General features: G+C 63.0%; 13 protein-coding genes. 4 read left to right on the plus strand and 9 right to left on the minus strand.

From position 1 onward, the window contains the following. Positions 1 to 157 precede the first annotated feature (157 nt). Entirely contained in the window at positions 158 to 1,054 is an 897-nt protein-coding gene (locus BLJAPNOD_RS09495; protein ID WP_077504823.1) for a DMT family transporter, read from the minus strand. 119 nt (positions 1,055 to 1,173) lie between these two features. Here BLJAPNOD_RS09495 and BLJAPNOD_RS09500 point away from each other — a divergent pair, with 119 nt between their 5' ends. Further along, positions 1,174 to 1,602 carry a hypothetical protein gene (locus tag BLJAPNOD_RS09500; protein WP_115421218.1) on the plus strand — a complete coding sequence of 143 codons (429 nt, stop codon included), beginning with the start codon at positions 1,174 to 1,176 and terminating at the stop codon, positions 1,600 to 1,602. A gap of 14 nt (positions 1,603 to 1,616) precedes the next feature. Here the strand turns inward: BLJAPNOD_RS09500 and BLJAPNOD_RS09505 are convergent, their stop codons facing one another. The 3 genes from BLJAPNOD_RS09505 to BLJAPNOD_RS09515 all read right to left on the minus strand — a co-directional run bounded on the left by BLJAPNOD_RS09505 (position 1,617) and on the right by BLJAPNOD_RS09515 (position 5,849). Then, positions 1,617 to 2,765 carry a PQQ-dependent sugar dehydrogenase gene (locus BLJAPNOD_RS09505; protein ID WP_244610905.1) on the minus strand — a complete coding sequence of 383 codons (1,149 nt, stop codon included), beginning with the start codon at positions 2,763 to 2,765 and terminating at the stop codon, positions 1,617 to 1,619. A gap of 125 nt (positions 2,766 to 2,890) precedes the next feature. Then, the gene (locus BLJAPNOD_RS09510) at positions 2,891 to 3,559 is read right to left on the minus strand and encodes a class GN sortase (RefSeq protein WP_077504826.1); all 669 of its coding nucleotides are present in this window, start codon (positions 3,557 to 3,559) and stop codon (positions 2,891 to 2,893) included. Beyond that, on the minus strand, positions 3,549 to 5,849 hold the full coding sequence (locus BLJAPNOD_RS09515) for a marine proteobacterial sortase target protein (RefSeq protein WP_244611007.1): 2,301 nt from the start codon (positions 5,847 to 5,849) through the stop codon (positions 3,549 to 3,551). Before BLJAPNOD_RS09515 ends, BLJAPNOD_RS09510 begins: the two co-directional genes overlap by 11 nt. A gap of 540 nt (positions 5,850 to 6,389) precedes the next feature. On the opposite strand from BLJAPNOD_RS09515, the gene BLJAPNOD_RS09520 reads away from it, so the two are divergent. Then, positions 6,390 to 7,592 carry a pyridoxal phosphate-dependent aminotransferase gene (locus tag BLJAPNOD_RS09520; RefSeq protein ID WP_115419629.1) on the plus strand — a complete coding sequence of 401 codons (1,203 nt, stop codon included), beginning with the start codon at positions 6,390 to 6,392 and terminating at the stop codon, positions 7,590 to 7,592. Positions 7,593 to 7,730: 138 nt separating this feature from the next. Here BLJAPNOD_RS09520 and BLJAPNOD_RS09525 read toward each other — a convergent pair whose 3' ends face one another. The 3 genes from BLJAPNOD_RS09525 to BLJAPNOD_RS09535 form a co-directional block, all read right to left on the minus strand. Beyond that, positions 7,731 to 8,036 (minus strand): XRE family transcriptional regulator, encoded by a 306-nt coding sequence (locus tag BLJAPNOD_RS09525; protein ID WP_115419630.1) that lies wholly within the window; start codon positions 8,034 to 8,036, stop codon positions 7,731 to 7,733. Between the two features lie 171 nt (positions 8,037 to 8,207). Further along, a complete protein-coding gene (locus BLJAPNOD_RS09530; protein WP_115419631.1) occupies positions 8,208 to 9,074 on the minus strand; it encodes an NAD(P)-binding domain-containing protein in 867 nt (288 codons plus the stop codon). 24 nt (positions 9,075 to 9,098) lie between these two features. Further along, entirely contained in the window at positions 9,099 to 9,860 is a 762-nt protein-coding gene (locus tag BLJAPNOD_RS09535) for an SDR family oxidoreductase (RefSeq protein ID WP_115419632.1), read from the minus strand. 115 nt (positions 9,861 to 9,975) lie between these two features. On the opposite strand from BLJAPNOD_RS09535, the gene BLJAPNOD_RS09540 reads away from it, so the two are divergent. After that, entirely contained in the window at positions 9,976 to 10,866 is an 891-nt protein-coding gene (locus tag BLJAPNOD_RS09540) for a LysR substrate-binding domain-containing protein (protein WP_115421219.1), read from the plus strand. An 80-nt stretch (positions 10,867 to 10,946) separates the two neighbouring features. Here BLJAPNOD_RS09540 and carA read toward each other — a convergent pair whose 3' ends face one another. Next, the gene (carA, locus tag BLJAPNOD_RS09545; protein ID WP_077504833.1) at positions 10,947 to 12,152 is read right to left on the minus strand and encodes a glutamine-hydrolyzing carbamoyl-phosphate synthase small subunit; all 1,206 of its coding nucleotides are present in this window, start codon (positions 12,150 to 12,152) and stop codon (positions 10,947 to 10,949) included. A 326-nt stretch (positions 12,153 to 12,478) separates the two neighbouring features. Between carA and BLJAPNOD_RS09550 the strand changes: the two genes are divergently transcribed. Continuing rightward, positions 12,479 to 12,928: a GatB/YqeY domain-containing protein gene (locus BLJAPNOD_RS09550; protein WP_115419633.1), complete on the plus strand. Its 450-nt coding sequence runs from the start codon at positions 12,479 to 12,481 to the stop codon at positions 12,926 to 12,928. Here the strand turns inward: BLJAPNOD_RS09550 and BLJAPNOD_RS09555 are convergent. Continuing rightward, the gene (locus BLJAPNOD_RS09555; protein ID WP_244610906.1) at positions 12,909 to 13,826 is read right to left on the minus strand and encodes a hypothetical protein; all 918 of its coding nucleotides are present in this window, start codon (positions 13,824 to 13,826) and stop codon (positions 12,909 to 12,911) included. The two genes, BLJAPNOD_RS09550 and BLJAPNOD_RS09555, sit on opposite strands and share 20 nt — an antisense overlap. Between the last annotated feature and the right edge of the window lie 49 nt (positions 13,827 to 13,875).

Below are 13,875 nucleotides of genomic sequence, written 5' to 3' on the forward strand. Positions count from 1 at the left end.
CAAGTAATAATGCAAAAATTCTGCAACGCCCGGAAGCGTTTCAAAGTCAAGCAACAGCTTTCTTGGTGGGAGCAGTGACAAGTAACGCAGCAGTTCAGTACCCGTCAAATTCAACGGTTATAGTTCTGCCTGTCTCCGGACCAGGGCGTGTCGCGCCTCAGGCAGGAGCCTGCGCGCGCCGGTTCTTTGTCAGCTCCGGCACGATTTCCACCACCAGCATCGCTGCAAAAATGATGGCGCAGCCGACATAGCCGATGGGCGTGATGATCTCGCCAAGCAAAAGCACACCGAAGAAGGCCGCAAACAGCGCCTCGCTCGACAGGAAGATCGCCGCCTGCGGCGCCGTGGTGTAGCGTTGGCCGACGACCTGGCAGATGAAGGCGACGCCGCTCGAGAAGATGCCGGCATAGAGGATTTCCGGCAGCGCGCCCTTCACCGCCTCCATGCTCAAGGGCTCGATCGCCAAGGCGACGACGCAGCCGAGCACAGCGCACACGGCGAACTGCGTCATCGACAACAGCATCGGACGGCCGCTGCTGGGGGCGAAGATGCCGACCAGCATCATCTGCAGTGCCCAGAAGAGAGCGCACACGACGGTCAGATAGTCACCGCCGGTCAGGCTCGACAGCGCCCCGCCGCTCAGCAGGAAAATGCCGAACAGCGCCATCAGTGCGCCAGGCCAGATGATCCAGTGCGGCTTGCGGCGGAGGAAGATCACCGTCAGCACCGGGACGAAAACGACGTAAAGGCCGGTCAGAAAACCGGAATTGGTGACGCTGGTGGTCAGCAGTCCATATTGCTGGGTGACTGCGCCGGCGAAAAGCGCAAGTCCGACAAACGCGAAATTGCGCACAGTCGTGCCGGTCAAAGGCTGCGGTGCCCGCCGGGTTTCAACGATGGCAAGCGGCAGCGCGACCAGCGTCGCGATGGCAAAACGCAGTGTGATGAACCAGAGCGGGCCGATCGCCTGCATCGCCGTCGATTGGGCGACGAAACCGGCACCCCAGATGGCGCCGGAAAACAGCAGGAACAGATTGGCCTGAACGCGGGTCATGATTGCATCTCCTCAGATGCATCGCCGTCTATCAGTTGCGATTTTCCCGGGCAAGGCTCATCGTCGCGGGCCGAGCTGCGCGAAATGCCGGGAACGCCTGCGATGACGGGGAGGTGGAGATGGTCGAGAGCGGTTATTCCGGGACACCGCTTGTCCGCAAGCTTGGCTTGAGGGACGGCCAGTCAGCGCTGTTGCTTGGTGTTCCCGGTGATCTGACCGAGATTGCTGGCTTTGCCGGGTTTGCCACTTGCGAAACCTCTATCGACGGTTTGGCGTCACGCCGGCACGATTACATTCACGCCTTTGCGGTGGAGAGGGCGGGGCTCGACGTGTTGGCACCGCGGCTTGCCGCAAGCCTGAAGGCCAAGGGCATGATGTGGATCTCATGGCCGAAGCGCGCATCGAAGGTTCCGACCACGCTGACCGAATATGGATTGCGCGAGATCTTCCTACCACTCGGGCTTGTCGACACCAAGGTCTGTGCCGTCGATGCGGTCTGGTCCGGATTGAAGTTCATGTTCCGCAAGGACGTTCGCGCCGGTCTCTGATCTTCATTGAGGATCTACTGCGTCGGTGCCTTTGAGACCCTGAGCAGCGCGCCGTCTTCCTCGTCCGTCAGCATGAGCAGTGCGCCGTCCGGCGCGACGACGACATCGCGGATGCGGCCGAACTCGCCGTCGAACAGCCGCTCTTCGGCGGTGACTGCGCCGGTGTCGTCCCGTTCCAGCCGGGCGAGCAGCTGGTACTTCAACGCTGCGACAAGCAGGCTGCCGTCCCACTCCGGAAACATCTTGCCGCGGTAGACCGCAAGCGCGCCCGGCGCAATCGAGGGGTCCCAATAGTAGAGCGGCTGGTCGAAGCCGTCCTTTGCCGTGCCTTCTCCGATCTCGGCGCCGGAATAGTCCTTGCCGTAGGTGATCACCGGCCAGCCGTAGTTGTGGCCGGCTTGCGGGTTGTTGACCTCGTCGCCGCCGCGCGCGCCGTGTTCCACGGTCAGAAGCGTACCGTCTTTCGGATCGATGGCGATGCCTTGCGGATTGCGATGCCCCTTCGACCAGAGTTCCGGCAGGCCGTCGGTGCCGCCGCGATAGGGGTTGGCGGCGGGAATGCTGCCGTCGGCGTTGATATGCAGGATGGCGCCGGCATGATCATGCAGATCCTGGGCGCGGTCGCGATCGCCGCGGTCGCCGATGCCGAAGAACAGGCTGCCATCCGGCGCAATGGCGATGCGCGAGCCGAAATGCTGGCCCTTGCGGGTCAGCTTGTTCATGCGGAAGAGTTCCTTGACGCCGGTGAGGCTTTTGTCGTCTGCCGCCAAGGTCGCGCTTACCAGTGCCGTGCCAAAGCCGCCGTCGCCATTGGCCGAAAGCGTCAGGTAGAGCGTGCGGCTGGTGACAAAGTCGGGGGCGAGCGCAATGTCGAGCAGGCCGCCCTGGCCCTGTTCTGCGACCTCAGGCACGCCCGTCAGCGGTGCCGAGGCCTTGCCGTCGCGAATGATGCGCAGCCGACCGGCGCGCTCGCTGACGATATAGCCGCCATCCGGCAGGACTTCGACCGACCACGGGTGCTCAAGCCCGGCGACCAGCGTCTCGACCAGCACGTCGCCGTGCTGGGAGGGGAATTCCCGCGTTTCCTGTGCAAAGGCGGCAAAAGGAGCGGCCGACAAAAGCAGGCCGGCCAGGAGCGGCAATGCACGAACGGCCCGCGCCATCCGCGTTGAATCCAGCCTTGATGCCCGCGTCTGCCGCATTCGCTCTCTCCGATCCGTTCATGCTGTTGCATGGCAAGCTGGAGCGGTCGGCCGGTTCGTTCAAGTCAAATCGGATCAAAAAGGCTTTATTTCGAGATCGAGCCCGTGGTCAGCGGCACCGGATGCTGCTCGCCCACCAGTTCGGCCGTCACGATGTAGCGCATCGGTCCGGGCTCGATCGCATCGAAAGGGAAGCAGGTGGCGAGCGCCAGATTGTGGCCGCTGGCGGCAGCATTGATGCCGCTTTCGTCCCAGCGTGCGACACGGCCTTGCCCGGCGCGGAACAGAAAGCGCCGGCCGTCCTTGCGGGTCAACACCAGCAGATCGCCGGCCGACACATCCTTCAGCCAGCGGAAATGCGTGTCGCGGTGGGCGGCGATGACGGCAGTGCCTTCGTCGCCGGGAAGGGGGGTGTTGGTGAGCCAGGCCGGCCCGAAGGCAAGCGCCTGGCCGCTTGCGCCCTTCAGCACGATCGCCGAACGGTTGAGGCGCGGCGCCATGATTTCCGCCGTCGTTTCGAAGTCGGCCCAGGGCCAGGGTTTGCCGTTGGCCTCGCCGTGCAGCTGTGCCTCGAAACTCTTCTTCAAGAGCACCTGCGAGACCTCGGCCTTGGCCTTCATGTAAAATCCCTTGCCGACCAGCATGAGGCCGGCAAGTGCAAACAGCGCGATGATCGCGACGACGATGGTCTCGATCGCCGAGAGACGGGCGAGGAAGCCCGGGCGCGGCCCGGGCAGGTCGTCGTCAGCGGCCATGGCGTCGAACCCCTGCGATGACGAGGACGGCAATCTGGCCGCGCCAGAAGACGAAGGTGCTGCCGGCAACAAGCGCGAAGGCGAGCAGCATCAGGCCGATGAGGATCTGCTTGTCCGCCTCGGTCGCCGTCTGCGGCAGGTTCACCTGGTTGTTGGCTTCGGCAAGCAGGCCGGCTGCACGCGCCGTCGGCGCCGCCAACATGCGGTCGGCGGTGAGCATCGCGAGCTTCGTCTGGCTTTCGCTCGAAGCTTCCCGCTCGTCGATCGTGTCGGTTGCGTCGGGCGCAATTGCATCGTGTTTCTCGCCAAAAACCTTGCCGAAGTCCCAGCCGGCCGGAAGGTTGAGCGGCACGTCGGTTGCCGTCAGGTTTTCGCCGGCGGGCCGCGATGGCGTGGCATCGACGGCGACGAGGCTGGTGACGCGCGAGACCAGGTGGTGGGCAAGGGCGACGGTTTCGATCTGCCTGTCGAGCGATGCGGGGTCGGCGATGGCCGACGCGCTTGCCTCGAGATCGTCGATCTTGCGTCGGGCCCAGAGCTTGGCGATGCCTTCGCCGCTTGCCGCCTTGGCGATATCCATCTCGACGCGAAAGGGCTGGTCGCCGGCCTTGCCGACGATCCGCAGCTTGCCGTCCGGCGACGTACCGTCGAGTTCGGCCGTCAGCACGACCGGCTCGCCGCGATAGAGATCGGGCATCGGGTTGGGCGTGATATCGCCGGAAGCGGCACCTTCGAAGCTCGCGGAGATATCGGTCATGACGGGGCTTTCGAGCTTGGTGAAGAGCTCGCCCATGCGCGCGGCCACCTGGCTTTCCGAGCCGATCAACGTGAAGGTGCCGCGACCGTATTCGGCGGCCTTGGTCATGAAGTGGCTGTTGGGCGCCGAACCGATGCCGACCGTGAAGACGCGGGCGTCGCCGCGGTTCTTCTGGATCTCCTGGAAGAGCTGACCTTCATTGCCGATGGCGCCGTCGGTGAGGAACGCCACCTGGCGAAGCGCGCCCGGTGCGACCGGGCCCTGCGTGCGCAGGGCCGCTTCCAGCGCCGGCAGCATTTCCGTGCCGCCATCGGCGGTCAGGCCGCGCACGAAGGCGATGGCATCCTCGCGCTTGTCGGGCGTCGCCTCGACGAGCCCAGGGAAATGCACGGTCATCGTGTCGTCGAAGCGGATGACGTTGAAGCGGTCCTCCGGCTTCAGCCGCGAGATTGCCAAGGCCAGGCTTTCCTTTGCCTGCTCCATCGACGGGCCGGCCATCGAGCCGGAATTGTCGATGACGAAAACCACCTCGCGCTTCACCGGCTTGTCGGTCTCGGTCGCCTTGACCGGCGGGGTGACAAACGACAGGAGATAGGTCTTGCCGCCGACGGTCTCGCGGAAGAGGCCGGTATAGGGGCTCTGGCCTTCGACCGCCTTCCAGCTGAGTTCAAAATCCCTGTCGGCAGGAACGCTTCCCGCTTTCAGCGTGATCTTGCGCGTCAGCTGGTCCAGCGTGGTCGTTTCGATTTCATGAAAGGCGGAGGTCACCTCGGCGATCGGGAAGCCCGCCTTCAGATTGACCGTCAGCGTCACCGGGTTGATCCTGGCGTTTTCGCTGGGGTCCAGCACCGGCGGTTCGATCTTTGCGCGATCGGGAACCGGGTCGCTGACGGCATAGCCGGAGCGGCTGTCGAGATCGACGGTCTGGACGATCGGCTGCGGATTGTAGCGTGGTGCCACCACCATCGGGAAACGGAAGGTGAAGGCGTCGTTCGACTGGCGCACGCCGCTTTGATATTCGATCTGCACCACCACCGTTTCGCCCGGGCCGATATTGGCGACCTGGTTGGTAAAGAGATTGGGGCGCTGCTGTTCCAGAAGTGCTGCCTTCTTGCCCTCGGCCTTGGCCTGCTCGTAGATTTCCTTGGCGGCCTGGCGCGGTTTGATCAGGCCTTCGATGAAGCGGTCGCCGATCTGCATCTTCAGGGTATCGACGGCGGAATCGTCGGGGAGCGGGAAGACATAGGTGCCTTCGACCCAGCCCTTGCTCGGGTTCTGGAACCGCTGCGTGACGCGGGTGCGCATGATCGGCCCGTTGACGTCGATCTCGACATCTGTCGCAAGGCGCGGCGCCTCGACGAAATAGCCCGGTTCCTTCGACGGAAAGAGCAGGGCGCCGGTGCCCATGTCGTTGGGCCTGACATAGCCGGCCACTTGCTCCGGTCTGGCGTTTGCCGTCTGGGCCGAGGCCTGGGTCATCAAGCCGAGGATCATCACGATGCAGGCGGCGAGCGCTGCAAGCGCCAGATACATGCCCCAGCGCGCTTCGTTCTGCCGTGTCCGTGATTTAGCAATTTCGTCGTCGAGAAACATTGCATACCCCCGTGATGCGATGCGATCGGATCATGCGAGGAAAGGCCCGGAAACCGGCTGTTGCTGGACGGAATTGCGGCGGACCGCGACAGTTGTCGTGGCTAAATTATGGCTTTTGCAAAAATGCCGAAATCCGCTGTTTTTTCTGAATAAATTTACGCCAAGGAACGTTCTTGGTCGATGGTATTGCCGGGTCACGAAGTCCCGGATGGAGCCGAGCTTTGGCTGCGGGCATTGAGACATATCCATCCCGTCGTAGTTGTCGGCAGATCCGAAGGGAGTATCGACGGACCATCGTCATCGCTGATCGCACTCATGAAACTTTGTCATGGTGACGCATTTTGCCCGCATTCGCGCGGTTTTTCAGGCGCTGGCGCTTGCAAGACCGGGCGTCTTTCGACATAGACCTAACCGCTATGGAGCCTGACTTTTTCGTTCCGTAGCGCTCACCGCGTCTCGAAACGATCAGGACCTTTCATCATGGCCTTCCTTGCCGATGCCCTTTCCCGTGTAAAGCCTTCCGCCACCATCGCCGTTTCGCAGAAAGCCCGCGAGCTGAAAGCGAAGGGACGCGACGTGATCGGCCTTGGGGCAGGGGAGCCGGATTTCGATACGCCTGACAATATCAAGAAGGCGGCGATCGACGCGATCAACCGCGGCGAGACGAAGTACACGCCGGTATCGGGCATTCCGGAACTGCGCGAAGCGATCGCCAAGAAATTCAAGCGCGAGAACAACCTCGACTACACCGCCGCCCAGACGATCGTCGGCACCGGCGGAAAGCAGATTCTTTTCAACGCCTTCATGGCAACCCTGAACGCGGGCGACGAAGTCGTCATCCCGGCGCCCTACTGGGTTTCCTACCCGGAGATGGTGGCGCTGTGCGGCGGCACGCCGGTGACCGTTTCGGCGACGCAGGAAAACAACTTCAAGCTCCAGCCTGCAGACCTGGACAAGGCGATCACGCCGAAGACCAAGTGGTTCATCTTCAACTCGCCGTCCAACCCGTCGGGTGCTGCCTATAGCCATGCCGAACTGAAGGCGCTGACCGACGTCCTGATGAAGCATCCGCATGTGTGGATCCTCACCGACGACATGTACGAGCACCTGACCTACGGCGACTTCAAGTTCGCGACCCCCGTCGAAGTCGAGCCCGGCCTCTACGACCGCACCCTGACCATGAACGGCGTCTCCAAGGCCTATGCCATGACCGGCTGGCGCATCGGCTATGCAGCCGGCCCGCTTCAGCTGATCAAGGCTATGGACATGATCCAGGGCCAGCAGACCTCGGGCGCCACCTCGATCGCGCAGTGGGCTGCCGTCGAGGCGCTCAACGGTACGCAGGACTTCATCCCCGAGAACAAGAAGATCTTCGAAGGTCGCCGTGATCTCGTGGTGTCGATGCTGAACCAGGCCAAGGGCATTGCGTGCCCGACGCCGGAAGGCGCCTTCTACGTCTATCCGTCCTGCGCTGGCCTGATCGGCAAGACTGCGCCGTCGGGCAAGGTCATCGAGACCGACGAAGACTTCGTCTCCGAGTTGCTCGAAGCCGAAGGGGTTGCCGTCGTGCACGGTTCGGCCTTTGGCCTTGGCCCGAACTTCCGCATTTCCTATGCGACCTCGGAAGCGCAGCTCGAGGAAGCCTGCCGCCGCATCCAGCGCTTCTGCGGCGCCTGCAAGTAATCTTGAGGCATTGCATGCAATAGAAAAAGCCCGCCGGAAACGGTGGGCTTTTTTGCTGGCAAAACGATTCAACAAGCGGTCAAACTGATTCAATCCTGCCGGTTAAGGCGCTGAAATCAATTTAGATCTGCCTTTTGCCTAGGCGCCGGGAACCTCGTCGTCGCCGACGACGCCGCCCTCGCTTTCGAGGATGGAGAGGCGTCGCGCCTCGGAGCGGGTGAACTTCAGGCAGACACCGATACCGCGCTCGCCTTCCGGCAGAAAAATGGCGCCGGCATTTTCGAGCGCATGCGTGAGCGACAGGATCACCGCGCCGCCGGGCTTTTCCAGCTTGCGCTCGAACTTGAGGATCGTGTCTTCATCGACGCCGGAAAAGCTCGCCAGCATCTCGCGCGAAATTTCGATCAGCGCCCGGGCGGCGCGGCACTGTGGACCTGTAATCATCGTCACCTCCAGTTGCGGTGAGGATGCGCGATGGCCTGCGACGGGTCAACCGCAGGCAAACGACGCGCGAGCTTTCTACCGCGGACCGTTGCTGCACCGCTCGGCTGAGGCGACATTTCGAGGTGGCTCCGCCGGGCCTTCATCGCCACCAGCCCCGTGGAAGGCTGCGCGCTACTTCGCCCTCATCGCCTCGATGATGCCGGAGATCTCGTCGGTCCCGAAGCCGCCGGCAAGGCGCTTTTGCGCCAGCTTTTCCATCGGCTCCATGAACGCCGGATCGATGCCCTGACTTCTGCTTGCGGTAACGATGTTGGTGATCGCCACCGATTGCATCGCTAGGTTCGACATCACGTCGCGGGCATGATCGCCGCTGTCGATCCGTTCGGCATAGTCGGGTAGCGCCGTCATCATCGCGGCGAGCCACGGCTCGACGAGGGGCAGGAACTGCATTGCCGTGACGCCGACGCTGCCGGCAAGCGCCGTTGCGTGCAGATAACCGCCAAAGAGGCCGTACATCGCTGACAGCAAGGCGAGGTCGTTGACCGCAGCGAAGATGGGATCTTCGCCGAGATAGTGGCTCTGGCCGAAGGCGGCCAGTTGCTCCTTGGCGCCCTCGAATGCATCGGCGCTGCCGCTATAGAGAATGAAGGCGTGCGGTGAGCCGATCATCGGCGGCGTCGCCATGATGCCGCCATCGAGATAGCGCGCGCCGTATCCTTCAAGCCGGGCGGCGATGGCCCGGACTTCATCCGGACGACCGTTCGTCAGGTTGACGACGGTCTTGTTGGCAAGCATCGGGCCGACGTCGGCAAGCGTGGCGTCCACGGCGGCATAGTCGGTGAGGCAAAGGATGATCAGATCGCTTGCCGCGATGGCTTCGGAGACCGTTTTGGCCCGGCGGGCACCGCGGGCAACGAGCGCATCAGCCCGTGTCTGCGTGCGGTTCCAAACGTTCATGACATTGCCTGCGTCGATGAGGGCGTTGGCGAGTGCCGTGCCCATCGCGCCGAGGCCGAGGATGGAGATGGTTTTGGACATCGTGCTTCTCCGCTCCTGCGCGCTTCAGGCCGCTGGCGACAGTTGCTGGCCGAGGCCGCCGTCGACCGTCAGTCTTGCGCCTGTCGTAAACGTCGCGTCGAAGGCGAGGAACAGCACGGCCCGGGCCACTTCGTCGGCGGTGCCGTTGCGGCCCATCGGCGTGATCGCGTCGCCCAGCGCCTTGAACTCGGCGCGCTCGGCATCGGTGACGCCGGCAACACCCTTGGTCGGCGTGTCGATGAAGCCTGGGCTGACCGAGTTCACCCTGATGCCGCGCGGCAGGAGTTCGGCAGCAAAGACCGAGGCAAAGGAGATCAGCGCTGCCTTGCTGCCGCTATAGACAGCCATGCCTGCATGACCGCCGACATCGGCAACGGACGAGGTGAAGACGATCGAGCCGCCGTCGCGGATCAGCGGCGCCAATCGCTGGACGGTGAAGAAGGCGCCCTTGGTGTTGATGGTGAACTGGCGATCATAGGAGGCCTCCGTCACCTGGTCGAACGGTTCAAGCAGCGATGTGCCGGCGTTAACGTGCAGCAGGTCGATCGAGCCCAGCTTCTGGCCGACCGTCGCTCCGAGCACGGCGATCTCGCCGAGATCGGAAATGTCGGATTTCACCGCATGGACGCGCGACCCGAAGCGCTCCTGAATTCTCGCGAGGTTCGCCTCGTTGTTGCCGGTCAAAAGCACCTCGGCGCCGCCGTCGACGAGCCGCTCGACGGTTGCCAGACCCATGCCGTGCGTGCCGCCGATGACGACGGCTTTCTTGTTCTGATAGATACCCATCTTCTCTTCCTTCGATATCAGGTTTCGATGATGAAGAGATAGTTTCGTGGACGATATTGCGTAAGTGAGGAAAATGTGGATCTATCGTCTACATTTGTAGACATTGGAAGCTGCGATGCGCAATCTCAACGACTTCATCGTCTTTGCCCATGTGGTCGACCACAAGGGGTTCGCACCGGCGGCGCGCGCACTCAATGTGCCGAAATCGACGCTGAGCAAACGCGTGGCCGAACTGGAAAAGACGCTCGGTGTCCGACTGATCAACCGCACGTCGCGCCGCTTCACCGTCACCGAAATCGGGGAGGACTTCTATCGCCATGCCGCGGCGATGCTGATCGAGGCGGAAGCGGCCGAAGCCATCGTCAAGGGGCGGCTTGCCGAGCCGAGCGGCACGGTCAGGATCACCGCCTCGGTTCCGACGGCGCAGATGATGCTGGCCGGCCTCCTGCCGCCACTGGCGCAGACCTATCCCAAGATGCGGGTGATGCTGCACGCGACCGATCGCTTCGTCGATGTGGTGCAGGAGGGCTTCGACATCGCCGTGCGCGATCACTTCGCTGCCTTACCCGATTCCGGCATGGTGCAGCGGCGGGTGGCAACGGACGCCATCTGGCTGGTGGCGGCGCCGGCCTATCTGGAAAGCCGCGGGCGACCGCGTGAACCCAGCGACCTTTCACGCCATAACGGGCTTCTGGCCTCCTTGACCGCAGAGGGATGGACAATGCGCAACGACGCTGATGTGGTCGTCCGGGTTCGCCCCGAGCCCCGCTTCGTCGCGGACGAATCCCATGTGCTTTGCGCAGCCGCCGTTTCCGGCCTCGGCATCACCGCACTGCCGCGGAAAATCTGCCGGGCGCAAATCGAGGCGGGCAGCCTCGTGCGTGTCCTGCCTGATTGGGAAGCAGGCAGCGTCACGACGACGCTTTTGATGCCGCACCGGCGCGGTCAATTGCCGTCGGTGCGCGCCGTAGTCGATTTCATTGCCGCGCGTCTGGCCGCTGGGTGAGGGGGCGGCGCTCAAAACCTGTGCTCCAAAAGAAAAGGCCCGCACGGAGCGGGCCTTCAAAACTTGTCTTCGTCGCGCGCTTAGCGCTCGGCGAGTGCCGGCTCGCCCTTCTTCTCGCGCACGAGGTTCATGAACCGGCGGAAGAGGTAGTGGCTGTCCTGTGGACCCGGCGAGGCTTCCGGGTGGTGCTGCACCGAGAACACCGGCTTGCCGGCGACGCGCAGGCCGCAATTGGTGCCGTCGAACAGCGAAATATGAGTCTCTTCAACACCTTCCGGCAGCGACTTCGAATCGACCGCGAAGCCGTGGTTCATCGAGACGATCTCGACCTTGCCTGTCGTGTGATCCTTGACCGGATGGTTGGCGCCATGATGGCCCTGGTGCATCTTCTCGGTCTTGCCGCCGAGCGCCAGCGCCAGCATCTGGTGACCAAGGCAGATGCCGAACACCGGAATGTCGCTCTTCAAGAGGTCCTGAATCACCGGCACGGCATACTCGCCGGTGGCGGCCGGGTCGCCCGGGCCGTTGGAGAGGAAGATGCCGTCCGGCTTCTGGGCAAGCACCTCTTCGGCGCTCGTCGTTGCCGGCATCACGGTGACGCGGGCGTTGAGGCCCGTGAAGAGGCGCAGGATGTTGCGCTTGACGCCGTAGTCGAGCGCCACGACGTGGTACTGGGCCTCTTTCTCGCCGAGAGTCGAATAGCCTTCGTCCCAGACCCAGGGCTTCTCGGTCCACTGCGAAGACTGGCCTGACGTGGCGACCTTGGCGAGGTCGAGGCCTTCGAGCCCACTCCAGGCCTTGGCTTCCTTCTTCAGCGTTTCGATGTCGAAGACGCCGGAGGGGTCGTGGGCGATGACGGCGTTGGGCATGCCGTTTTCGCGGATCCAGGCGGTCAATGCGCGCGTGTCGATGCCGCAAAGGCCGATGATGCCGCGTGCCTTCAGCCAGGCGTCGAGGTGCTTGACGGAGCGGTAATTCGACGGCTCGGTGATGTCGGCCTTGAAGATGACGCCAACCGCGCCGTGGCGGGCTGCCGGCGTCAGGTCTTCGATGTCCTCGTCATTGGCGCCGATATTGCCGATATGCGGGAAGGTGAAGGTGACGATCTGGCTGAGATAGGAAGGGTCCGTCAGGATTTCCTGGTAGCCGGTAAGCGCCGTGTTGAAGCAGACTTCCGCCTGCACCTTGCCGGTTGCGCCGATGCCCTTGCCTTCGATGACGGTGCCATCGGCAAGAACGAGCAAAGCGGTGGGTTTTTCAGTGGTCCATGCGGGTGTCGCGGTCATCGTTCCTATCCCGTTGTGGCGTGGAGCGCGGGGCTTGAAAACCCGGCGGCTGATCGCCATTTCATGTGCTCAGGCATGGACGCGCGGAATCCCCGCGAAAAGTGCTCACATGCCGATGTCGTGCAGGTGCGGGAAAATAGCCAAAGCGCTAAGCCCGGTCAACCGGCCGCTGTGAATTGTCCGGAAATAAAATTCCTTATAATTCAAGCGGTTGTGTAATCCGTTTGATTGCACCTGCCACACTGGTTTAAGACGACGACAACATTGACGCATCGAACCGGTTCCGGGCAAGAGCACCGCGGGCCGGCTTCGACATGGAGAAAGACATGCGCGACCAGTTCGCTGAGGTACTGAAAGAAGCCCTGAAGGCCAAGGATACGCGGCGCACCTCGACCGTGCGGCTGATCCAGGCTGCGATCAAGGATCGTGATATCGCCAACCGTGGCCTGGGCAAGGATCCGGTCGGCGACGACGAGATCCTGCAGATCCTCGCCAAGATGATCAAGCAGCGCGAGGAATCAGCTCGCATGTTCGATCAAGGCGGCCGGCCGGAGCTTGCCGAGCAGGAGCGCCAGGAAATCGTCATCATCAACCAGTTCCTGCCGGTCCAGCTGCCCGAGGATAAGGTCAGGGAACTCTGTGCTTCGGTGATCCAGGAAACCGGCGCCCACGGGCTTCGCGACATGGGCAAGTGCATGAACGCGCTCAAGGAGCGTTATCCCGGCCAGATGGACTTCGCCAAGGCCTCCGGTCTGGTCAAGGATCTGCTGAAGTAACCGACAGCGCCCGCTCTTTTGCAGCGGGCGCCGTTGCGGCACCGAGGGTGCCGCCGAGCCCTTCATAGGCTTGATCGATCAGCGCGAATTTCTCCGCCTGATAATCCCAATACTCCCGGATGAAGCCCTTCGACAGCCAGAGGCTGCCGCGCCCGGGCAGGCCATCCCACCCTATGTTGCCAAGTTCCGACGCCTTGTTGAAGATGCGCTTGAGGTGCGTCTTCGAGATCATGAAGCGTTCGCTGAGATCGCTCGACGACACCGTGCCGATATCGGCCCTTTGGGCATCCGGGTCGAAGACGGCAATGCGTGAGAACAGGTCGTCCATGACCACGCCGCCGGAATTGACCCAGGTGAAGAGATCGAAGGTCGGGCCCGGGCGGCGAACCCTGTCGTTGCCGACAAGGGCGTGCGCGATCACCGGCTGCAGCCGGGTAAACAGATCGGGCGTTTGCTCGAGTGAACCCGCCCTTGCGCCGCCGTCGAGCGCGTCCAAAATCGTCAGGTGGGCTTGCAGCCATTTCCAGACATAGTCGAGAGCGGCCTCGGTCGGCTCCAGATGCCGGGCTCGCTTGTCCGGCCGGTCGGCGATATGGCGGGCGAAACGATAAGCGACCATCTCCTGCGTGAACGAGGCTGCGGTGTTGCGGCTGGCGATCTCGTTTGCGACGATATAGTCGATGAACCGCCCGGAATAGAGGCCGCTTGCCGGGTCCTGCGGGTCGCGCTCGTGGTAGAGGGCAAGACCGGACTGCGCCATCAGCCAGCGCTGCTGCGAGGCGAAGATCGAGGCGAGCCGCGGGTTTGCGCCATAAAGCGCGACCATGCCGCGCGCATAGCTGAGCACGGCGTTGAAGAAGCCGGTGCTGGATGCAAGTGCTTCGACGGAGAGGGCCATGATGCGGAATCCGAGGTCGGGATGCGAATTCATCCTATCGCACCGAACC

It is taken from the genome of Ensifer sp. M14 (genome assembly GCF_003355565.1).
Classification (GTDB): Bacteria; Pseudomonadota; Alphaproteobacteria; order Rhizobiales; family Rhizobiaceae; genus Ensifer.